General features: G+C 41.0%; 22 protein-coding genes. 6 read left to right on the plus strand and 16 right to left on the minus strand.

The annotated features are described in order from the left end of the window. Position 1 precedes the first annotated feature (1 nt). From CJ483_RS09830 to CJ483_RS09870, 9 genes are all read right to left on the minus strand, one after another. The gene (locus CJ483_RS09830) at positions 2–916 is read right to left on the minus strand and encodes an acetamidase/formamidase family protein (protein ID WP_462792407.1); all 915 of its coding nucleotides are present in this window, start codon (positions 914–916) and stop codon (positions 2–4) included. Then, positions 909–2,030, minus strand: coding sequence for a hypothetical protein (locus CJ483_RS09835; protein WP_142927223.1), 1,122 nt, complete (start codon positions 2,028–2,030; stop codon positions 909–911). Before CJ483_RS09835 ends, CJ483_RS09830 begins: the two co-directional genes overlap by 8 nt. 92 nt (positions 2,031–2,122) lie before the next feature. Further along, entirely contained in the window at positions 2,123–2,341 is a 219-nt protein-coding gene (locus CJ483_RS09840; RefSeq protein ID WP_120034466.1) for a hypothetical protein, read from the minus strand. Next, a complete protein-coding gene (locus CJ483_RS09845) occupies positions 2,334–3,035 on the minus strand; it encodes a response regulator transcription factor (RefSeq protein ID WP_120034468.1) in 702 nt (233 codons plus the stop codon). Before CJ483_RS09845 ends, CJ483_RS09840 begins: the two co-directional genes overlap by 8 nt. Then, positions 3,013–3,774, minus strand: a complete 762-nt coding sequence (locus CJ483_RS09850) for a sensor histidine kinase (RefSeq protein WP_120034470.1) — start codon at positions 3,772–3,774, stop codon at positions 3,013–3,015. Before CJ483_RS09850 ends, CJ483_RS09845 begins: the two co-directional genes overlap by 23 nt. Before the next feature lie 236 nt (positions 3,775–4,010). After that, positions 4,011–4,148, minus strand: coding sequence for a YfhE family protein (locus CJ483_RS09855; RefSeq protein ID WP_259455603.1), 138 nt, complete (start codon positions 4,146–4,148; stop codon positions 4,011–4,013). 83 nt (positions 4,149–4,231) lie between these two features. Continuing rightward, complete coding sequence (locus tag CJ483_RS09860) at positions 4,232–4,555, minus strand: YnfA family protein (RefSeq protein ID WP_120034472.1); 324 nt, start codon at positions 4,553–4,555, stop codon at positions 4,232–4,234. A 265-nt stretch (positions 4,556–4,820) separates the two neighbouring features. Continuing rightward, a complete protein-coding gene (locus CJ483_RS09865; protein WP_120034474.1) occupies positions 4,821–5,240 on the minus strand; it encodes a universal stress protein in 420 nt (139 codons plus the stop codon). Positions 5,241–5,261: 21 nt separating this feature from the next. After that, positions 5,262–6,719 carry a SulP family inorganic anion transporter gene (locus CJ483_RS09870; protein ID WP_120034476.1) on the minus strand — a complete coding sequence of 486 codons (1,458 nt, stop codon included), beginning with the start codon at positions 6,717–6,719 and terminating at the stop codon, positions 5,262–5,264. A 230-nt stretch (positions 6,720–6,949) separates the two neighbouring features. Here CJ483_RS09870 and CJ483_RS09875 point away from each other — a divergent pair, with 230 nt between their 5' ends. Beyond that, positions 6,950–7,492 carry a recombinase family protein gene (locus CJ483_RS09875; protein ID WP_120034478.1) on the plus strand — a complete coding sequence of 181 codons (543 nt, stop codon included), beginning with the start codon at positions 6,950–6,952 and terminating at the stop codon, positions 7,490–7,492. Positions 7,493–7,560: 68 nt separating this feature from the next. Here CJ483_RS09875 and CJ483_RS09880 read toward each other — a convergent pair whose 3' ends face one another. Further along, positions 7,561–8,466, minus strand: a complete 906-nt coding sequence (locus CJ483_RS09880; protein WP_120034480.1) for a LysR family transcriptional regulator — start codon at positions 8,464–8,466, stop codon at positions 7,561–7,563. 133 nt (positions 8,467–8,599) lie between these two features. Here CJ483_RS09880 and CJ483_RS09885 point away from each other — a divergent pair, with 133 nt between their 5' ends. Together CJ483_RS09885 and CJ483_RS09890 are read left to right on the plus strand one after the other, a co-directional pair. Continuing rightward, positions 8,600–9,637: a YeiH family protein gene (locus CJ483_RS09885; RefSeq protein WP_259455796.1), complete on the plus strand. Its 1,038-nt coding sequence runs from the start codon at positions 8,600–8,602 to the stop codon at positions 9,635–9,637. Between the two features lie 375 nt (positions 9,638–10,012). Then, complete coding sequence (locus CJ483_RS09890) at positions 10,013–10,459, plus strand: universal stress protein (protein ID WP_342753937.1); 447 nt, start codon at positions 10,013–10,015, stop codon at positions 10,457–10,459. Positions 10,460–10,502: 43 nt separating this feature from the next. On the opposite strand, the gene CJ483_RS09895 is transcribed toward CJ483_RS09890, so the two are convergent. The 5 genes from CJ483_RS09895 to CJ483_RS09915 form a co-directional block, all read right to left on the minus strand. After that, the gene (locus tag CJ483_RS09895; protein WP_120034486.1) at positions 10,503–11,612 is read right to left on the minus strand and encodes a Ger(x)C family spore germination protein; all 1,110 of its coding nucleotides are present in this window, start codon (positions 11,610–11,612) and stop codon (positions 10,503–10,505) included. Further along, positions 11,609–12,703: a GerAB/ArcD/ProY family transporter gene (locus CJ483_RS09900; protein ID WP_120034488.1), complete on the minus strand. Its 1,095-nt coding sequence runs from the start codon at positions 12,701–12,703 to the stop codon at positions 11,609–11,611. Before CJ483_RS09900 ends, CJ483_RS09895 begins: the two co-directional genes overlap by 4 nt. Before the next feature lie 2 nt (positions 12,704–12,705). Next, complete coding sequence (locus CJ483_RS09905; protein ID WP_120034490.1) at positions 12,706–14,055, minus strand: spore germination protein; 1,350 nt, start codon at positions 14,053–14,055, stop codon at positions 12,706–12,708. 185 nt (positions 14,056–14,240) lie between these two features. Then, a complete protein-coding gene (locus tag CJ483_RS09910; RefSeq protein ID WP_120034492.1) occupies positions 14,241–15,410 on the minus strand; it encodes an FtsW/RodA/SpoVE family cell cycle protein in 1,170 nt (389 codons plus the stop codon). 138 nt (positions 15,411–15,548) lie between these two features. Next, complete coding sequence (locus tag CJ483_RS09915; protein WP_120034494.1) at positions 15,549–16,016, minus strand: hypothetical protein; 468 nt, start codon at positions 16,014–16,016, stop codon at positions 15,549–15,551. Between the two features lie 165 nt (positions 16,017–16,181). On the opposite strand from CJ483_RS09915, the gene CJ483_RS09920 reads away from it, so the two are divergent. Next, on the plus strand, positions 16,182–16,496 hold the full coding sequence (locus CJ483_RS09920; protein ID WP_120034496.1) for a thioredoxin family protein: 315 nt from the start codon (positions 16,182–16,184) through the stop codon (positions 16,494–16,496). 177 nt (positions 16,497–16,673) lie between these two features. Here the strand turns inward: CJ483_RS09920 and CJ483_RS09925 are convergent, their stop codons facing one another. Next, entirely contained in the window at positions 16,674–18,953 is a 2,280-nt protein-coding gene (locus tag CJ483_RS09925) for a transporter substrate-binding protein (protein ID WP_120034498.1), read from the minus strand. 305 nt (positions 18,954–19,258) lie between these two features. On the opposite strand from CJ483_RS09925, the gene CJ483_RS09930 reads away from it, so the two are divergent. Both CJ483_RS09930 and CJ483_RS09935 read left to right on the plus strand, forming a co-directional pair. After that, a complete protein-coding gene (locus CJ483_RS09930; protein ID WP_120034501.1) occupies positions 19,259–19,441 on the plus strand; it encodes a hypothetical protein in 183 nt (60 codons plus the stop codon). After that, positions 19,434–20,855 (plus strand): amidase, encoded by a 1,422-nt coding sequence (locus CJ483_RS09935; protein ID WP_120034503.1) that lies wholly within the window; start codon positions 19,434–19,436, stop codon positions 20,853–20,855. Before CJ483_RS09930 ends, CJ483_RS09935 begins: the two co-directional genes overlap by 8 nt. The last annotated feature ends 8 nt before the right edge of the window (positions 20,856–20,863 follow it).

Raw genomic sequence — 20,863 nt, forward strand, 5'->3', positions numbered from 1 at the left:
CTTATCCCTCCTGAAAAATTTCTTTGATGCCAAGCTTCTTCAAAATATCTTTAGAAAGAAAACAACGAGCTGTTTTTAACGGATCAACAATCTGGCTTACCTGCACATGGCCAGCCGCGCTTAACAGCATCGTCACTTCGTCAATCTTCATACTTGTACGTTGCAATAAATAATCAACTAGGTGTTCTACTGATTGATCAGCAGCTTCATCAAGTGTTTCTTTAGAAACGAGAAAAGCAATTCCTTCCTCATTTTCAACAAGGGGCGTCTCGATCGATGAACCTTTAATGACTCGTAAGGTTACTGTGACCTTTGCGGGAATTTCTATCCCTGATACGCCAACTTCTCCGTCTCCCATAGCCGCATGGACATCCCCCAAAGAAAAGAGAGCTCCTGGATGGAAAACAGGAAAATAAACCGTTGCCCCCTCGGCGATTAACGTTGTATCCATGTTGCCTCCATGATCCCCTGGTGTTCCGCAGGGCACTTCTCCCTCTTTAGGAGCCACACCGATGACCCCAATCATCGGGTTCAAAGGCAGTGCTATATCTTTATTAAAAATGGCTTTTCCATTTTCAATCGGCACCACTTTCACAGAAAACTCTTCTATACGGTGACCCATGGTTCCTAATTGCGGTCCCGTTGCCATCACTCCCTGTTTTTCAAGCTCAATCTTATGGATTGTCACGGACAAAATATCTCCCGGCTCTGCATCTTCTATATAAATAGGACCTGTCGCTGGATTAATTTGCGACCAATCAATTGCATTGAATGCAGTATCAGCAGAAGTAATTTGATTAAGAAAACAGTCATAAGTGTCAATCACTACCTCTGTGCCAGAGGCTACTCTTAAAACAGGCGCATGTGTATGACTCATTTCATAAATATACTTTTGACGTGTAAGTGTTTCAGCCACGATTGTCATCCTCCTTTTTATTCATTATAAAAAAAGCGAAGGAGGTTGATTTTCGAAATCTTGCCCATATTTTATGAAAAGTTATCCTTTTCTGAAAAATTAGATAAAAAAATGCTTCCTCCCAATGTAAAGGCCAGAATAATCCCCATTGAAGCGAAAGGCTCGTACTCTTCGTCAGAGTATAAACAGTAACCCCTACGGCCCAAATGAAAGCCATCGCCAAAGGAGCGCTGATATTTATACGCCCGCTCTTTCTTAAAGACACCCATAGCGGGATAGAAAAAGATAAATAAAATAAGATATACATGAACAGAAACCAAAAAAAGAAGCTTGGCAAGAGAACTTGCAGACTTAGACAAGCAACAGCTATCCCGATGGCAAAATAATAGATTTTCTTTGTTGTTACCTGTTTGCCTGCCGTTTCCATCCAATGAATAAAAATAGCTGTCACCGAGAAAAGAGAGAGACCAACAGAGTGTACGAGACCTACTAGCCAAATAATAATCATCAGTATAGAAGCGGCTTCATTGTGAGCTTCCATTATCTTATTTAAAATCACCGGAAAAGTAGGTGTTACCCCCTTTCCCAATAGATAAACCGCATACAAACATAACGAAAAAGGAACAGCTGCTGAACAAAAGAGGGAAAGCTTAATAGAGGAGGCTAAATGCTTCTCTTTAATTGAAGAAATAACCTGCCAAAAGAAGACGTTCATAGAAAGCTTTCCGGCAAAAGCTATCACACAGGCTGTTATCCATAGCCATTTTCTTTCATAGGTCAATGATTGGGCCACTCTTTTGTAATCATTGAATATCGCATTTGTGCCCTCCCCTAAGTAAAGAAGCAGGGAAATAAGGATCACCGATGCACTGCTTATCCATAGAAGCTGCGTTCCCGCCTTATAAATGGTAGTCATCCCGCCAAGTCCTGCTATAATTAGGCCAAACATAAAAAGCAACATGATAAAGAAAAAAGCATTCTTCCCGAAGCCTTCATTCAGCAGAACATTTGCAAATGCTGGCTCCAGCAACACCCCTTCTAAATTTGCGATAACCATTAATAATAGAAAGAAACGATACCCATTTGCAGAAAACTTTTTTTGATAGTAAGACAAAATTCCTGATTTGTGGTCAAGCTGGTGGCTAATTCTTTTTATTATCTCTTTTAAAAAGAAGTACAGGGCTATTATTGTTCCTGCAAGAAGAGCTATCCCGATAAATATCCCAAAATGATAAGTAAGAAAGATCGGCAACCATACAGCCCAGCTACTAAAAAAGAAAGCCACAGTAAAACCGTGCCTTTTTGAATGCCAAGAGCTTTCCCCGTAGAAAGGTAATCCCATGCACTTTGATGTTCAGCTACCCGATCAATGTTAGCCATCACAATAGCTGTCCCTAAAAATAAGATGACATACCAGTCAATCATCGATCAAACTCTCCTTGTATTGCCTCGGCGAAAAATGGACGAGTTTTTTAAATGTATAATTGAAGTGGTTTTGGCTCGAAAACCCGGTCTCTTCTGCAATTTTACTCATGCTCCAATGAGGCTCCTCTTTTAAAAGCTTTTTGGCTTTTTCAATTCGATACTTGACCAGATATTCCTGAAAGCTGACACCTAGCTCTTCGGAGAATTTACGACTTAAGTAGGTTGGCGCTACATGAATCCTCTCTGCCAACTCAGATAAATTTAACTTGGTCTGATAATGTTGATGAATAATAGCGAGCGCTTCTTGGATGGGCGGTGAACCTTCTAGGTAACGGTGCTTTTCTTTGAAAGCATCCAACACATGATAAAGCTCTTTGCTGATCACTGGTTTAACAATATAGTCAAGCACCTGCAAGCGGATCGCCTGCTTAGCATAATCAAACTCTTGGAATGCTGTGATTAATATGCATTCAGCCTCGTGTTCGTTGCGTATATATGCGCAAAGATCAAGTCCTGATTCTCCCGGCATATGAATATCGACTAAAGCCAAATGGATAGATTGGCTGATTAAAACTTTCCTCGCTTGAGCGGCGTCTTCTGCTGTAAAAACCGACCATAGCGGATACCTTTCACCAATGAGAAACGCCAATTGCTCTAATTCTAACGGTTCATCATCTACCAGTAATATGTTCATGCTCTCCCCCTGGTGTATATGGCCACTGCGCAGTCACAACGGTTCTGTCTTGATATCTCCTTATGTTGACATCTGTATGTAAATCAAATAATAAGCGAAGGCGCTTCCTTATATTATCCAAGCCGATTCCTTTCTGTTCATGGGTCTTTACCATCGTTTCTGGGCCATTATCTATGACCGTTAGGACGACCCAGCTTCCTTCTCTTTTCAAGCGAATCAACAATGTCTTCTCCCCTGCCTTTTTTTCAAGGCCATGTTTAAAAGCATTTTCTACAAATGTTTGCAGCATATAGGGCGGAAGATAAGTTGGCAAGGCTCGGTCATCAAGATCAAATTCAACACTTAACTTGTCACCAAATCTAATCTTCTGTACAGACAAATAGTGATTGGTGTATTCTAGTTCCTTTTCAAATGAGACGAGCGCATCTTTCTCGATATATTTGTAGCGCAAAAATTGAGAAAATTGCTCCATCGACTCCACTATATCTTTTGTTCGTCCTAAACGCCCGAGCGACAACATCGCATTCAAAGAGTTGAACAGAAAGTGAGGCTGAATTTGCTGGCTCAACTGCAAATATTCCATGCTTTGCAGTTCCTTCTCCATACGAATCTGTTTATTCTCCAGCTGTAAATAGTCAAATTCCCTCTCAAAAAATCCAAGTAAAAGTAAAATAACAAGGCTGGCAATGGGCAACCCGAGGCAAAGAAAGACGATGGAAGTGAATAGCAATGAGCTCACCTTGAAGCCCTCCATTTTTAATTTCCTGTTTAGTAACGTTTTAATTTAGTTTAACACTTTTTCTAGAGCCCCTTCTATGAATAATTTTTGAAGCCATCAGAGCTTAAGGTCGCTTCCCCTTGAAAAATTTATGGCGCTCTTACATTCAAACGAACGTAGCGCAAGGGAGCTATCACAAATAAAGAGCTGTTTCGAAGATCAGCATCACACTGACTTTCAAAACAGCTCCACTCGTTTTACTTCTTATTTTTCTTATTTTTCTCTTTGTTTGCAGCGTCTGCACGATTAAATTCACTCTGGTACAACACCTCTTGTGTGTTGCTTAGCCCATTGCTTTTATCTGTCATTTTCTCATGCGGTTCTTTTCTAGCCACTGTTTATTCTCCCTTCCTCTTTTAGGTCATGTTCTATTCATTACTGTTCCCAGAGGAGAGGTGCTTTAAACGAACGGTTTGTGTCAGCCACGCGGCCATAAAATTACAATTACACCCGCTAGGCAAATCAAACCGCCAATCCAATCAAAGGAATCCGGCGTTTTCTTATCTATCCACCAGCCCCATAACAGACTTAATACCACAAATATTCCACCATAGGCAGCATATACTCGACCGAAGCTAGGAAACAGTTGCCAAGTCGCAATTATTCCATATAAAAACAGCGCTGTTCCCCCGAGAAAACCGAACCATCCTGGACGCCCTTCGCGCAGCCACTGCCATATTAAATATCCTCCCCCGATTTCAGCTACACCTGCTAAAATAAATAAAACTATTGCTTTTATCACTTACATAACTCCTTCTCGAATAGGTATCTATAATGTTAAGTCCAGATTATTTTCCACTCGCTTGATTCACTCCAATTTTTTCGCTTGCCCCCTTCAAACCAGCGGCTTTTTAACAGGCTACCAATTTTCTCATTAGCTTATAACAATATACTTCTATGTACAATGCTTCACTTTTTCATTCGTTACTCTTCTTTCTCTTTTATGCAAATAAAACAGCTTGCTTGGAGAATAGCCACTCTTCAAGCAAGCTGTTTAAACAGGGAAACTATTTGACGATTAATGCCGGGCAATTTACTCTTTTCATGACTTTATGACTGACGCTGCCTAACACCATCTCTTGGAATGAATTAAGCCCGCGGCTGCCAATAATGACGAGGTCAAAGTTCTCTTTATTTGCATATTCAACAATAGCGGGTCCTGGCTCTCCATGCAAAATTTTCACTTCATACGCTATATGCTGTGATTGTAATTCTTTTTCCATCTGATGAAGCTTTTCCCGCCGGGAGAGCTCCAGCTCTTCTTTTCCTTGGGAATGAAGGATAGCGCTTTTTGATTTTGAATAGTCAGCCACATAAACAACCTCAATTTTGCAGTCTTTTACGAGGAAAGCAATTTCAGCAGCTTCCCGCGCTGCTCTCAGGGAATTCTCTGACCCATCTGCAGCTAGTAAAATCTTTTTATACATATTGTCACCTCATTCGCTAAATTAATGAGGCATTAATTTAGCGTTTTTGTGTACAGCTAGCTTGTCAACGATTCTTTGACTGGACGAGTTCAATCCTTTAATCGCCACTTTATTATTTCTCTCATTGTATTTCATCATGACCTTATCAATTGCTCCAACGGCGGAGTCATCCCAAATATGAGCACCTGAAAAATCAATGACAATCTTTTTATTCTCCACCGTAAAATCAAAAATATCTACAAAGTCATCCGCAGAGGCAAAGAATAATTGGCCTTCCACTGTAAACAATGTATGCTCTTTTTCTACTTGTTTATTGATTTTTATTTTAGAGATTTTAGCTGTAAAAAAGATAGCGCTTAAGATCACTCCAGCAATTACTCCCTTAGATAAGTCATGAGTTGCAACAACAATCGCCACAGTGACGAGCATCACAACTGCATCTGTTTTCGGTGCTTTCCTTAAGTAAGAGAACGATGACCAATCAAACGTTCCGACAGATACCATAATCATAATTCCCACAAGGACCGGCATCGGAATCTGTACAACAAGATCCCCTAATACTATAATTAGAAACATTAAAAATAATCCTGCCACTAAAGTAGATAACCGGCCGCGGCCGCCTGATTTGACATTAATAACAGACTGGCCAATCATCGCACAGCCAGCCATTCCGCCAAAGAAGCCTGTTACAATATTGGCTATTCCCTGGCCTCTCGCTTCCCGATTTTTGCTGCTTTCGGTTCCTGTCATATCATCAACAATCGAAGCAGTTAACAATGATTCGAGCAGGCCAACGATGGCAAGAGCAATAGAATAAGGAAAGATAATAGCGAATGTTTCAAATGTGAAAGGCACATCTGGAATGAGAAACTGCGGCAGTTGTTGACTAATGTTTCCCAAGTCTCCTACTGTTCGCACATCTGCTTGTGTATAAATAGCTGCCGCCGTCAAAACGAGGATCGCGATTAATGGTGCCGGAATGATTTTGACAAATCGAGGAACAACATACACAATAACTAAAGTAATAGCAACAAAAATATACGTTAGAGTTGAAATGCCAATGAAATTCGGCACTTGAGCCATAAAAATTAAAATAGCCAGCGCATTAACAAATCCGATCATCACGGCTCGTGGAATAAACTTCATGAGCCTCGCGATTTTAAATACACCAAATAATATCTGAATGATACCTGTCAAAATCGTGGCGGCCAGCAAATAATTAAGCCCGTATTCTCTCACGAGCGGCCCCATTAATAGCGCCATGGCCCCAGTTGCTGCTGAAATCATAGCCGGACGGCCGCCAGCAAATGAGATAACAACAGCCATCGTAAAGGAAGCATATAATCCTATCATCGGATCCACTCCAGCGATAATGGAGAAAGCAATCGCCTCTGGAATAAGCGCTAATGCCACAACGATACCGGCAAGAACATCTGCTCTTATATTAGAAAACCAATCTTTTTTTATTTTTTCTATCATCTTGTTTTACCCCTCATTTATAGTAGGATGTTTTGGCTTTTCACTCTCATGAAAGCCGGGCCGACAGGAACAAAAAACAGTCTATCATCTTTCTTCCCAAAAAGGAACCCTTTTGGTACTTTTTTTGAACACCAACCTGGTTATAGAGGAAGTAAAAATGCAGGCAAAAGTTACTTTACATACTCTCAGGTAAACAGCCTGAAACTTTTACACTAGTTAGGGGAGTCGTTATGTTAATCGGATATATGAGGCCATATTATGAAGATCAAAATTGCGACAGCCAAGCACAGCTTTTAGCAGACTGGTCATGTGAAAAAATCATTAAAGAAGAACATTCATCTGCCAAAAAGAGAAAGGCCCTTGAGCAGATGATTAAGGAACTTCATCCCGGAGATAAAATTATCGTGGCAAAACTTTTTGCATTAGCTGACTCCACTCGCCATTTAGTTGAGCTCTTGGAGACATTGGAGATGAAGGGAGCATTTATTCAATCACTAAAAGAGGAAATTGATACTAGCCACGAAAGCGGCTACCGGTTCAGTGATATTGTTAAGCACCTTGTTGAGTTTCAAAGTGATGTGATAAGCGAAAAGACTAAAAGCGGTGTCCATGAAGCGAGGCAAAAAGGGATTGCAACCGGGAGACCGAGAAAGCCGGATGAAAATGTCAAGAAGGCTATCCGAATGTATCAAAGCAAAAAATATAGCCTAAGTGATATAAAGGAAGAAACAGGGATTAGCAAATCCACATTATATCGATACTTGGAAAGCTAACGGCTTTCCTATCCTCAAAAGGGCGGCCCAAACAATAAGACGGCCGCTCTTTTCCCCTATTCGAATGGTTATATCTCTACCTTTGGGATAGCATTGGCTAAATCCTCTCGTAGCAACTGGCTCAAGATTTCAACGACCTTCGGCTGGAATGGGTCCGTTGTTGTCACTAAGGAAAATTTTCTTTTTACCGGCGCTTCTTTTACTTTTAAAATGACAAGTGAACCATCCATTGCTTCTTTTCTGATTGCCCATTGTGACAACAATGAGATGCCCAAACCGGCTTCAACGGATTCTTTTATAATTTGTGTGCTGCCAAACTCCATTAATTGTTCAGGCGGTTGTTCAAATAGCTGAAACATTTTTTCTGTTGCTTCCCGTGTACCTGATCCCTTTTCTCGAACAATCCATGTCTCCTTCTCTAACTCGGCCAGCCTAATGGACTTTCTGCGAGCGAGTTTATGTTGAGCAGCGGCCACCACATACATTTTGTCTTCAGCGAATGGTTCAAAATTCAGCCTTTCATGCTTGAATTCTCCTTCTACAATCCCAACATCTAATTGATGCCTGGCGACTAAATGTTCAATTTCCTTTGTATTGCCAATCTTAATAGCTGGCTTAATGAGCGGATAATACTTACTCAAATAAGCAATAATATGAGGCAGCACATATTCACCAAATGAATAACTGGCCCCTATCGATAACTCCCCGCTTGCCTTGTTCGTTAAATCGTCTACTAAACACTTCATTTTAGTATATAACCCTGTGATTTCCTTCGCGTGATGGTAAACGATCTCCCCTGCTTTATTTAAGCGGACATATTTATTTGTGCGATCTAACAGCCGCGATCCAACTGCACGCTCAAGCGCTTGGATGCACTGGCTGATCGCTGGCTGCGTCATATGCAATTCCTCTGCTGCCCGAGAAAAATTCTTTTTTTCTGCCACTGTAATAAAAACAAGCAAAAGTTGATCCATACATATGTTTCTCCTTTCTCAGTTTATTATGCATTTTGCTTATTATCACTATCATAATGATTTATTTTTCTTATAGCAAATCATCCTTTAAGATAAAATTACAATCTATTTTTGTGGAGGGATTGAAATGGCTATGCAGAATGTTCAACTCAAAAAAAAGCTTGTCCAGCCAAAAGGCAAGACAGCTTTTCTTCTTCCATGGATCGGCGGGATCTCCTTTACGTTTCTGATTGCTTTGCTGGGATACTTATTAGCTCAGGTGCCTGGGTTTGATCATGTCGGCCAGTTAGCCTGCGCTATCATAATTGCTGTTGCGTATCGGCAATTACTCGGATATCCAGAAGTCATTCGTTCCGGTATTGCTTTCTCCTCTAAAAGACTGCTAAGACTGGCAATTATTTTATATGGATTGAAACTAAATATTAGTATGGTTCTGCATGAGGGTCTTGGGCTGCTCGTACGGGATGCGGGAGTCATCATTTTTGCTATCTTCTTAACGTTAGGAATCGCTAAATTGCTTAAAGCTGATCAAATGATTTCTCTCCTTCTCGGTGTCGGTACGGGTGTTTGCGGAGCAGCTGCTATTGCAGCGGTGGCTCCTATCGTCAAATCAGACGATGACGATACGGCCATTAGTGTCGGAATCATTGCATTGGTCGGCACAATATTTGCTATTGCCTATACCATCTTACGGCCGTTTCTTCCTTTATCAGCGGTTGACTATGGCATCTGGTCAGGCATCAGCCTGCATGAAATTGCCCATGTAGCCTTAGCAGGAGCACCGGCCGGCCAAGAAGGGTTAGCTATGGCCTTGCTCGCCAAATTGGGGCGTGTCTTTCTACTCGTTCCGTTATGCTTTATTGTTATGTATTTGATGAAGCGCAAATCAGCGGAGAATCACTCCGAAGCAAAAGTGGAATTCCCGTGGTCTTTAATTGGATTTCTTGTGATGAGCCTTTTTGGGAGCTATATTCTCGGCCACTCTATTCACGTTTCAGACAAGACAATGAACGGAGTAGCTAATATGACAACTTGGCTTCTGACAGCAGCTATGGTGGGTCTCGGGTTAAATGTGAATCTGCGGGACTTACGTACAAAAGCGTTCAGGCCTTTAATCGCTATGGTCCTTACCTCTATTTGCTTATCCATCCTTGCTTACTTTATCATTTAGTGAAGCCGCTCATGTTCGTATATTCGTCATCTGTATCTTTTTTCATTCATCACATGATGCAGTTTATTCTGCTTCTTTAGCTAACAGCTTATTCTCACTCAGAAACTTCCCTGTACGAAAAACTGACTCGCCCAGGGCAATTTCTATACTAACCCGCAGATGTTCTTCCGCTAACCCCGTCACTAAAAAGGCTTTTATTCATATTTCTTAAAATGGATCTCTTATGCTTGCTGACTGATTGAACAATTTCATTCAAAATGCTCTGAAATGCTATATATTTTCTATTTGTTTGGAAATTATTCGCAAATCTTGTCTATTTTCTACTGATTCTCTTCCATCGATTAGGTACAATAAAGAAAAGGAGGAAGAATAACGATGAATTATAAAAATATTTTAATTGCAGTAGACGGTTCGGATGAAGCAGAACAAGGGCTTCGAAAAGCGATAGAAATTGCCAAGCGTAACGAGTCCTCCCTTCATATTGTACATATTGTTGATAATGGCTATTTCTCTTCAGTGGAAGCACTGGCCCATGCTTCTATTCCTGATTATAATGAAAAACAAGGGCAGGAACTTCTCGCTAGGTGCAAGCAAGCAGCAGAAGCAGCAGGCGCTCCGAAAGTTTATACAGTAATGGAAGTCGGCTCTCCAAAGTCATTGATTCCAAATCAGATTGCCGATCAGGTGGAAGCGGATTTGATTATTTGTGGAGCAACCGGCATTCACGGAGTAGAACGTCTTTTCCTCGGAAGTGTTTCTGAGCGTATTACCCGCACAGCTAAGTGTGACGTTCTTATCATTCGCAGTAACGACGTACATTAACACTAAATGAAAAATCCAGCCATACATTTTCCTGGCTGGATTTTTATTTAATAACCCCGGTGCTTTTTATCGTCACTTTAGCCTCTACATCGAATTTTAGCCGCGGATAAATCCGTTGCCATTCTGCTTCAAGATCTCGGTTATGAAGCCTTGTAGCCTTATAACGAAGACCAAATCCTAAAGGATCCACCTCATTTTCTTGCAAGAATTCCAGGAGATGAAGTGATCGCCTCTTCACTGCCTCGCTCGCGTATTTACTGTAAAGGCTTAGCTTTTCAGGCTGTACGGGATGTTGTGATTCTTCTATAATTCCATCAATATCCACAGTCATTTTTAAAACAGGTGCTTGATTGGCGGGTGTCAGTATTTTATACTTTGCCTGTACTTTGCCAACTGCAATCGTAATATGCATTTCCTTCTTTTTCACAACAATGTCTGCCCTTTCCTCCCTGCCCGATATAAGGTTGTAGTATTTCGTTTTTTCTGGGGTTAACTTTACCTTTTCCCTGCCCTCCTTGAAAACAATGGTCTCGTTCGTTCGATATTCTTGCCCCTTGTCTGTTGCTCGAATAATCGGCAAAATCGGATCAAGACCAGTCTCAAATAGCCGGCGGGCAAAGTCGTACACGTAGGTGGTTACAATATAGACGCTTTCTGTCCCTTCATCAGAGAAGATGTTGAACAAGGCGTTGGAGCCCGGTACGTCGGTAGTCGGATTTGTTTTTAAAACTTTTTCCGCTGAAGGGTCGCCGACCGCTACCCAGGCAATTCCCTGAAAATCTCTTCTTCTTAAGAAAATATCAAATGTTTGTCTGGCGTCACGTTCAAGGATGTTTTTTCCTAAGAGAATTACTTTTGCATGCGAAAAGTCTAATTCTTTATCGGTATGTGTTTTTAACATTCGAACCCCTTCTGCCAGAGTAGCGGACTCGATAGACAAATAATCATACGTTGGTTTTGGAGCTTGCTTGAATGCTCCTGTCGGCACTACTAACTTTAAGGTAATACGATAGGGTTTCTTTTTGTCTTTTGTCCCATCTACACCAACCGCAACAACAAACCCCCTCTTATCAATGTCTTTAAATCCACACCCTGATAAGATTGCCAGACAGGTAAGCATAGAAATAACAAGAAAAAGTGTCTTTCTGCTCATGCCTTCGCCCTCCTTCTTATCCACAGAAGACTAAGCAATATGACAAAGATAAAAGGAAAGAACAAGTCAAGCGCGTATGCTGTATACGTATACAGTTGGAGTTCCGTTAAATAAGGAATAACCATCAGACTGCTAACCCAGAAAACAGCCACAAATAGCCAAGGAGTAAGATTGTAACCTTTCCATTGCAGTTTCTTAAACCAAATAATATTTTTGAGTAACTCTATGGCGACATGCCAATGAATAAGTATGCTTAAAAAGGCAATCGCCAAGCTTAATAGGGCGAACATAAAAAGAACGCGCTCGATAAAGCCAAACTTCATCCGAATAGAGTCAGCTGTAAGGAACCAGGGATGGACAAGAAGATCAATATTCTTGAACCCCTGGAATCCAATTGGAATGAAATAAGAAGTAAACAAAGCGAATATTCCGGTTATGACTATAATCAGCAGTTGCTTCCACGACATCGTTTGTTTATTAGTAAACACCCGATTGAAAATAATTAAATTTGCCGGTCCTAACACCACGTATACAGCTGCAGCAAATGCCGAGTAATCTGGCATATGTTCGATATACATCATTGCTTCCCTCACGAAGTCCCAATTCATCCCTTTATCTACATACATTTTTGCAAAAATAAAAATCGTAATAGGAATGCTGATAAGAAAGACAACCTCTACGGTATACAACACGCTTTTGGAATTCATCAATATACCGAAGGAAACAAACACCAACATCATGGAAATGATACCTATCAGTGGCATATCGGGATTTAAAAATCGCTTTAGCAAGGCCGAATAAGTAATAATGGTAATTAAACCCGCTGTAAACCAGACGAGCACCGTACAGAAAAGAAGCGGCTTGGCAATCCATTTACTGGTGTACTCTTTTAACAACTCGGGATAGCCTTTGCCGGGAAAGCGGGTAAATATCCTCGTCATCCAGTACATAACCAAGCTTCCTGCACCGAGAGAAAGAATCATCGACACGATGGCTCCTTCCTTTCTTGCCTCAAAAAGTACCATCGGGACAGAAGTAATAATATGAGCAACCATATTAACAGCAAGCAAGTAATAGAAATAACGATTCATATTTATATCCCTTCATTTTCATTCGCTTTTTTCTGCACAAATAATTTTAAATAAGGCTCGCCAAAGCTGTTGACATGCGTTAAATACATCACCAGGCCGACAACTCCCAATGTCAATCCGGCTACCCCTGAAATGGTTGCAATGGCGAGCAAAACATACTTCATTACCCTTACAGCCGTGTTCATCTCATTAATCGGAATGGCAAAGTTGGAAATGGCCACCGCGGAGACAATAATGATCATAATATTGGAAACCAAAGCCGCTTCTGTTGCAGCTGTCCCCAAAATTAAGCCGCCAACAGTGGTCGCCGTTCCACTAATTACTTTTGGCAGCCGGACACTCGCTTCAATCAGCAATTCCATAATAATGAGCATAAACAATACCTCAACAAAGGACGGATAAGGAACCCCTACCCGGCTGCCAGCTACAGACATGGCAAGCTGCACACGGAAAATCTCTGGATTGTATGAAGTGACCGCCACATATAAACCAGGCAGCACCAAAGAAAGAAACATTCCCAAATAACGGATTCCTTTTAAAAATTTCACTACGAAGTACGGGTAATAGTTGTCATCCATTGCTGATAAAAAATCGAAAAAAACACATGGAGCAATAATGGCAAATGGATCTCCATCGAGAAGGATGACTATTTTGCCGCCAGACAAGTTATAGACAACTCGGTCTGTTCGTTCTGTCACCATCATTTTTGGAAACAAGGCATACTTTTTTTTGTTCATCATTCTTTTTAATTCTACTGTTGATTGGATGATGGGTTCTTTTAGTTCCTTCAAGTTCTGTCTGATATTATCCAGCATTCTCTCACTAACTGTTTCTCTGTCGTATATTAAAGCCAGTGCCTGATGAGATTTAGATCCGACTTCAAGCATTTCCACTGTGAGCGTCGGCTCATGGTACCGCTGCCGAATAAGATTGACATTCGTTTGTATATCTTCACTAAATGCATATTGTGGCCCTTGTGTGGTAGTTTCAATAGCAGCTTCAAGAATATTGTTTGTATTGACCTTCTTGACGTCAAATAAGAGCAGTTGACCGCTTACAGCAACAAGCACACTGCCTTTGGTTAACTCGATCATTAAGTTTTCCCTGGAAGTGACTTCCTGCTGGCTAGGAAGTGATTGTAAGTATGCCTCATAATGAGCTTCTGAATCCATTTCAAAAAAAGGCTTAATAATCAGCTTTTGCAGCTCATTACTGTCTACGACTGTTTTAATAAATAAAAGCGTAGCCTCTTTTCTTTCAATTTTCATGTTTTTCTCTACAAAATCTGAATTTGGCTTCAGCTTTCTTGATAACCAGCGAATTGTGTCAAGTGCTTTAGCTGAACGTTGCATCCTTTCACCTAATCTCTGTTAATAATTAATCAAACATTTATCAGCCTGGTGTCCTGTTAATTCCTTTTAAAATTTACATATCTTAGTCTCAGCATCCCGCACCTTGTTTATACATAACTAAACGACAAAAAAGACTGATCCGGACAGGGCTCCCTGTCTTTGGATCAGTCTTTTCGGATATATTATTATCTGTCTGAAGAGAACATATAGTGACGCTCATTGAAGGTCATAGAAAAAATCAAACTGATAGCAAACATATTTCCCATTAACGAGCTTCCCCCATAGCTAATGAATGGAAGCGGGATACCAGTGATCGGCAAAAGTCCAATCGTCATGCCAATGTTTTGGAAGGCATGGAAGGTAATCATCGCAATGACTCCGGCACACAGATACGTATAGTACGGTATCTTCGTACTTAAAGCGAGTTTGGTAATATGATAGATTAGCAGGAAGAAAAGACTGACGACAATACTCGCACCAATAAAGCCGTATTCTTCGCCGATAATACTAAAAATAAAGTCGGTATGGCTTTCCGGAAGATAAACTTCCCGATAACCGAAACCTTTCCCCATCGTTTGTCCGGAACCGATCGCCAGCAATGACCTTGTTAAATGGAATCCTGTCGAACTTTCATACGTGTATGGATCAAGCCACGAATAAACGCGTCCGAACTGATATTGCTTGACGCCAAGGTATTTTTCTAAAATAAGCGGATGCCACAGTACCAGATAGAAAATACCCGTTATAATTGCAGCGGCAGACCCAAACAACGGCAATAAGATTTTCCACGTAATTCCGGAAACGAAAATCATGCCGAGCAAGATAGATAAGAATACAAGTGACGTTCCGAGGTCAGGCTGTTGCATGACGAGCAACAGCGGAAAAGCTGTAACAAGTCCAAGCTTAATCAGAAGCCAGAAGTCCGATTGAATGGTTTTTACCGGGTTCTTCTGATGATGAACAATGAGCACACGGGAAAGTGTTAAAATTAAAAATACTTTAATAAATTCGGATGGCTGTAAAGAAAGACCCGGCAGCTGGTACCAGCTTTTTGCCCCATTAATAACGGGCGCAATGCTGGAAGGCGCTACAATCAAAAAAGCGAGCAAGGCAATACCAAGCCCATATAGATACCAGGACATCCCCATTAGCTGGTCGGAGTCAAATCGGACAACCACTAAAATAATGGCAATGCCGACCATATAATAAACAATTTGCTTCATTACAAAGTTACTGTCATATTGTCCCGTTGTCTGGGCACTATAAATCGCAACACAACTCGTTATAAACATCATTAACAATATCAAAATTAATCCGTAATCAATACGGCTGGAGTTTTGGTTTGGAGAAGTCATGAAAAGATGCCTCTTTCTTATAAAATTACACATCTTACATTATAACGTTAAAGTGCGATTTCACAACAGTTTAACATCAGCTAATAAGAAGAAAATCTTCTGGAAATAAAATGAAACACTTTTCACTCTCCAATTTTGCTAACTCCAGTAATTGAATACCAGCTCTCCTATGGTGCGCGGCTGCCAGTGAATAATTTGCCCCATTTCCGCCTTATTCAAATCGTTCTCTTGCTCAATCGAAAATATAGGCTGGGTTGTTATTTTTAACAATTGGTTAAGCTCTTTCGCTTCGCAAATGTAAAAGCCTTTAAATATTCCGCTTAATGCTGGCTCATCATAAAAAATAATATGTTTAAATGACACCGAAGCTGCAAAAGCAACAATCGGGTAGTGTGCGTTCATCAATATGTGCAGGCGCTTTTCCCCATTGTCCAGAACCGCTTCAAAAAAATTAGTGTCGACTCTCGGCTTATGAAAGGCAATCATTTCGGCAGCCAGTTCTTGTGCCGCTTCAACACACATCTGCTTAAATAATTTGCCGTTATTTCGCGGCGGAGGATTTTCTCCGCTTTCATAAAATCCCGTAATTCCGTAGGATAAATGCATCGTGCTGCTCCTCTCACTTGTAGACGCTCTTTCTTATTATAGGAAAAGCCAGCCCGAATCACTCTCATTTAACGAAAGCTTAAAGAAATTGAAATGTTTTATTTGTCTCTGGCCGCCGTACGTCATACAATGGAAGACAGAATGAAAACTGAAGGAGAATGAGAAATGGAAAGAGTACAAAGCAAAGATCAATTTCAGCAGTTAATTTCACAAGAAAAACCTGTTATTATGAAATTTACAGCTGGCTGGTGTCCCGACTGCCGCCGCATGGATATGTTCATCGACGATATCATCGCTAAATACGATCAATATGACTGGTATGAAATTGACCGTGACGAATTTCCTGAAATAGCTGAAAAATATGATGTCATGGGCATTCCGAGCCTTTTAATTTTTAAAAATGGCGAAAAGCAGGCTCACCTTCACAGTGCCCACGCAAAATCCCCAGAACAAGTGATTGACTTTCTACAATCTGTCTAATTGGCCAGCCTCCCAATACGGTATACCGGGAGGCTTTTTAAGATTAATGGGTGTCCTTGTTAATAAATGTTCAAATATTAGCGAGAAACACCTGCTAACTTACGCTTCACTCTGCTTCATTTAATTAGACAAGAAAAAGAACCGAAGGAAGCATCGTTTCGGTTCTTTTTACGCTTATTAAATCGTCAAATCAAATTCTTTTATTTTCCTATACAGGGTGCTGCGGGCGATTCCAAGCCGTTCAGATGCTTCCGTTACTGTTTTTGTTTCAAGCAAGGCTTGTTCAATAAGCTTCTTCTCATAATTTTTGATAGATTTTGGTCTATGCTCTTTCCGATGGTAATATCCCATTAATACATTCGGCAAATGTATCGTTTCGATTTGCTGATTCTCCTTGCCAGCAAGCAAGAACGCTCGTTCTAATACATTCTTCAACTCTCGTATGTTTCCCGGCCAATGATATTGAATGAATACTTGCAAAGCCTCTTTACTTACTTGGCTCGGGCCCTGCCCATATAATACGGTAAACTCCTGCAAGAGTTGCTGACAAAGATGCTCGATATCTTCTGAACGCTCTCTTAGCGGCGGGATCATAACAGATAAAACGTTTAATCGGTAAAAAAGATCAGAGCGAAAAGAACCATTGTATGCTATTTCCTCCGCAAGATTCCGATGGGTCGCAGCAATAATTCTCACATCCACAGCCCTTTCCTTCGTCTCTCCCAAACGCACAATTTTCTTTGTTTCTAGCGCCCTCAGTAAAACCACTTGCAATTCTAACGGCATGTCACCGATTTCATCTAAAAACAGTGTGCCGCCGTGAGCAGCTTCGAACTTACCAACCGCTCCACCTTTTTTCGCGCCGGTAAACGCTCCATCAGCAAAGCCAAACAATTCACTAGCAACCAAATCCTTAGGCAGCAGCCCTGTATTTATAGGGATGAAAGGGCCATGATTACGATCGCTTTGCTCATGGATCATTTGAGCGATCACTTCTTTTCCTGTGCCCGTCTCTCCGAGAATTAACACGTTGGCAACAGATTGGGATGCCAGCCTGGCCACTTCTAATTCTTGTCGGTAATTTTCACTCCATGTCTGAACACGGCCAAATGAAAATGGTGAATCTATAGAAACTTGTTTTGTCTTACGCTTTAATAAATATAAATGTTGGTCATTGGTTTCATAGCTGTTGACTTGGAAACACTGCCGTAGATGTTGAAGGGCACGCTTAGTAAGAGTTTGTCCTTCGCGAAATTCCGTTAGTTCGATTGCTTTCTTGCTCATATATAAGATTTTCCCTCGCTGTGATAAAACCAACAAAGCCTCTTCACTAATTCTCCCCCACGCTTCAAGGACAATTTCATTTACCCGATCAGACTCCATAGTTTTAAGCTTAAAAGGTTTGGGTGGAATGTTTTCTTCTGAGTCCCAAACGATATCAAATTGACCGTTTGATAGCGCTTTGGCAATTTTCACCGGACGTGCTAAATGCCGGTGATCTGCATCTACTACGATTTTGCCGCATGCTGTGTCGAATGTTTGGCCGCTTAAGTCGTATAGAATGCGGCGGTGATCTTCACTCTTTACTTTGCAGATACTGTCAATCACTAATCTAGTGCCTAAGTAAGTATTAAACATTACAGAAGAAATAACTTGCTTCCCTCCAGCAAATCGGTGAAATTTATTAACGAATTCTGTGTTTAATGCATTGGAGAGAGATTGGAAATAGCTTGCCGAACCGTAATGCCCGGCTCCGTATTCACTCCCCATCGCTGCAATTTCTGTTTCCTTTGTAATTGGACTGAAAATAGGGATTTCTTCGGGATTGAATCCCATCCGTTTATAATCCTGATAAAAAGAAATGATACTTTTTCCGACAAGTGTAGAAAAAATGGCATCAGGCTTCTTTAAGTGAATATCTTCTAAAATATCATAAAATTTTTGCTGCCCGAAAGGAACATACCGCTCTCCAACCACCATTCCCTCCCGCTCATACAAGTATGTTTGAACTTGCTCATTTGTTTCACGGGGATAAATATAATCTGTGCCGATACAATATACTCGATTTCCATACTGGTTTGTTAAATAATCTAAAAGTGTGTGAACTTGCTGATTAGGTACTTCTCCGGTATAAAAGACATGCGGATGGCATTCACGTCCTTCATATAAAGTAGGATAGACAAGTAGACAATCGTATGTTTCTAGAATAGGCAAAATCGCTTTTCGACAGGCTGATGTATAACACCCAATAAAGATTTTTACTCCCTCTTTAGCAAGTTGCTCCGCTTCCTGAGCACTCTTTAACGGATCTGAACAAATATCACGCACAACAGTCTCTATAGTGTGCTCCCCGTTATCATACTCTTGGATCGCCAGCTTTGCTGCTTCACATTGCCATTTCTCTGTGATGGAAGTCGTTCCTGTTAATGAAAACAACAATCCAACTTTACTATACACGTCATCCCCATCCCCTTGTCCTATTTTAGGAAAGCTGTCTCAAAATCGGACAAGCTTTCTTTCTCTTTATCATACAATTAATTTCTGAATATTTGGAATAAAATTGTCTTATTTTACAACATTCTTATAAGCACTTTCTCCATCTCTTACAGATTTTGGTACTGGCATAAAAATTGCAGTTAAAAGAACCAGAAAGGAGGATTTTACTCCACATCATAAAGACGGAACTCGTGGATGGGGTTTGCATACTTATCAATTGATGAATGAATCATTCTTTGTACTTAAGGAAAAGGAGAGGGTTTGCAATGAAATTATCCGTACGTGAAAGATTAGAAAACCAAGGGGTGCGCGTAACCGAGGAGCATCTTCCCCTTCTTGAATCACGTTGGCAGGCCATCGAGCAAATGAAAGCTGAAACGGACAGTGCGTCTTTAGACGACTATGATATTTCTCTTCGCAATATTCCCGGAGGTGATCATATTGAGTAAAGATCTTATTACAAAATCAGTGGAAGAATTGGCACCATTGATTGAAAATAGAAAGATTTCTTCTCTTGAATTAACAAAAGCTGTTCTGGATCATGCTGAATCCCAAAATAAAACAATTAATGCATACATCAGCTTTACTCGCGAGAAAGCGGAAGAAACTGCCCGCTATATGGATAAAGAAATAGCTAACGGAAATTATCGCGGCATGTACCATGGCATTCCGATGGCCGTTAAAGATAATCTATATGTCCAAAACGAAAGAACGACTATGGCTTCAAAAATTCATAAAGACTTTATTCCCAATTTCGACGCCACCGTTATTGGCAAGATGAGAGAAGCCGGGATTGTTTTTACCGGAAAATTAAATATGCATGAATACGCATGGGGGATCACAAATAATAATCCACATTATGGCGCCTGTCGTAATCCGTGGGATTTAGAAAAAATCCCGGGAGGTTCCAGCGGCGGTTCCGGTGCTGCTGTTGCAGCGGATATGACTACTGCTACCCTTGGGACAGACACAGCCGGTTCCATTCGTATTCCCTCTTCCGCTTGTGGAATTGTAGGATTAAAGCCCACACACGGCAGAGTAAGCAAATATGGATGCTTCCCGCTCTCCTGGTCTCTTGACCACATTGGCCCCATGACAAAAACAGTTAAAGATGCGGCAGGGTTGCTAGAGATTATTTCTGGATGTGATCCAAACGACCCTACCTCTATTCACGCACCTGTCAGCCGATATACAGAAATGTTAACCGGCGATGTAAAAGGTCTTGTCATTGGTGTAAATGAGGAATTCTTCTTTAAAAATGTCGATTCCAAGATAGAAAAGCTTGTACGAGCTGGGATTCAATCCCTAGTCGATCAAGGGGCAAAAGTAGAAGAAGTGAGCATTTCTTCATTAAGACACGCAGAATATGCAGAAATGATCACCATTTTATCGGAAGCAGCCACGATCCATCATCGAAACCTTTTAGAACGACCGGAGGACTTTGGGGCAGATATTCGCTTACTATTTGAGCTGGGAGAACTGCCTTCAGCCGTGGATTACTTGCGAGCTCAGCAGCTACGACGTCAAATTAAATTGGAATTTCAACAAGCATTTGAAAAAGTAGACGTATTCATTACCCCAACATTGCCTATTATTTCGCCAAATATTGGGGAAGATTTTGCAGACTTAAATGGTGAAAAAGTAGATTTGATTGACCATATCATCCGCTTTACGGGACCCGGAAACTTAACCGGCCTTCCCGCCCTTACTGTTCCTTGCGGCCTTGTGGCTGGCATGCCCGCCGGACTGCAGATTATTGGGCCAGCATTAAAAGAAGAAACCATATTAAACGTTGGCTTTGCTTTCGAAAAGACAAATCCTATGCAAGGAAGAAAGCCTGGATTAGCCAGCTCCCTTCAATAATCTATTGC

Origin of the sequence: Bacillus sp. PK3_68, assembly GCF_003600835.1 — a bacterium.
GTDB lineage: Bacteria > Bacillota > Bacilli > Bacillales > Domibacillaceae > Pseudobacillus.

Coding starts and splice junctions, on each gene's coding strand:
- CJ483_RS09840 (WP_120034466.1), bottom strand. CDS start 2,341: ATGATTGACTGGTATGTCATCTTATTTTTAGGGACAGCTATTGTGATG.
- CJ483_RS09845 (WP_120034468.1), bottom strand. CDS start 3,035: ATGAACATATTACTGGTAGATGATGAACCGTTAGAATTAGAGCAATTG.
- CJ483_RS09865 (WP_120034474.1), bottom strand. CDS start 5,240: ATGTATAAAAAGATTTTACTAGCTGCAGATGGGTCAGAGAATTCCCTG.
- CJ483_RS09870 (WP_120034476.1), bottom strand. CDS start 6,719: ATGATAGAAAAAATAAAAAAAGATTGGTTTTCTAATATAAGAGCAGAT.
- CJ483_RS09875 (WP_120034478.1), top strand. CDS start 6,950: ATGTTAATCGGATATATGAGGCCATATTATGAAGATCAAAATTGCGAC.
- CJ483_RS09880 (WP_120034480.1), bottom strand. CDS start 8,466: ATGGATCAACTTTTGCTTGTTTTTATTACAGTGGCAGAAAAAAAGAAT.
- CJ483_RS09885 (WP_259455796.1), top strand. CDS start 8,600: ATGCAGAATGTTCAACTCAAAAAAAAGCTTGTCCAGCCAAAAGGCAAG.
- CJ483_RS09890 (WP_342753937.1), top strand. CDS start 10,013: ATGAATTATAAAAATATTTTAATTGCAGTAGACGGTTCGGATGAAGCA.
- CJ483_RS09895 (WP_120034486.1), bottom strand. CDS start 11,612: ATGAGCAGAAAGACACTTTTTCTTGTTATTTCTATGCTTACCTGTCTG.
- CJ483_RS09900 (WP_120034488.1), bottom strand. CDS start 12,703: ATGAATCGTTATTTCTATTACTTGCTTGCTGTTAATATGGTTGCTCAT.
- CJ483_RS09905 (WP_120034490.1), bottom strand. CDS start 14,055: ATGCAACGTTCAGCTAAAGCACTTGACACAATTCGCTGGTTATCAAGA.
- CJ483_RS09910 (WP_120034492.1), bottom strand. CDS start 15,410: ATGACTTCTCCAAACCAAAACTCCAGCCGTATTGATTACGGATTAATT.
- CJ483_RS09915 (WP_120034494.1), bottom strand. CDS start 16,016: ATGCATTTATCCTACGGAATTACGGGATTTTATGAAAGCGGAGAAAAT.
- CJ483_RS09920 (WP_120034496.1), top strand. CDS start 16,182: ATGGAAAGAGTACAAAGCAAAGATCAATTTCAGCAGTTAATTTCACAA.
- CJ483_RS09930 (WP_120034501.1), top strand. CDS start 19,259: ATGAAATTATCCGTACGTGAAAGATTAGAAAACCAAGGGGTGCGCGTA.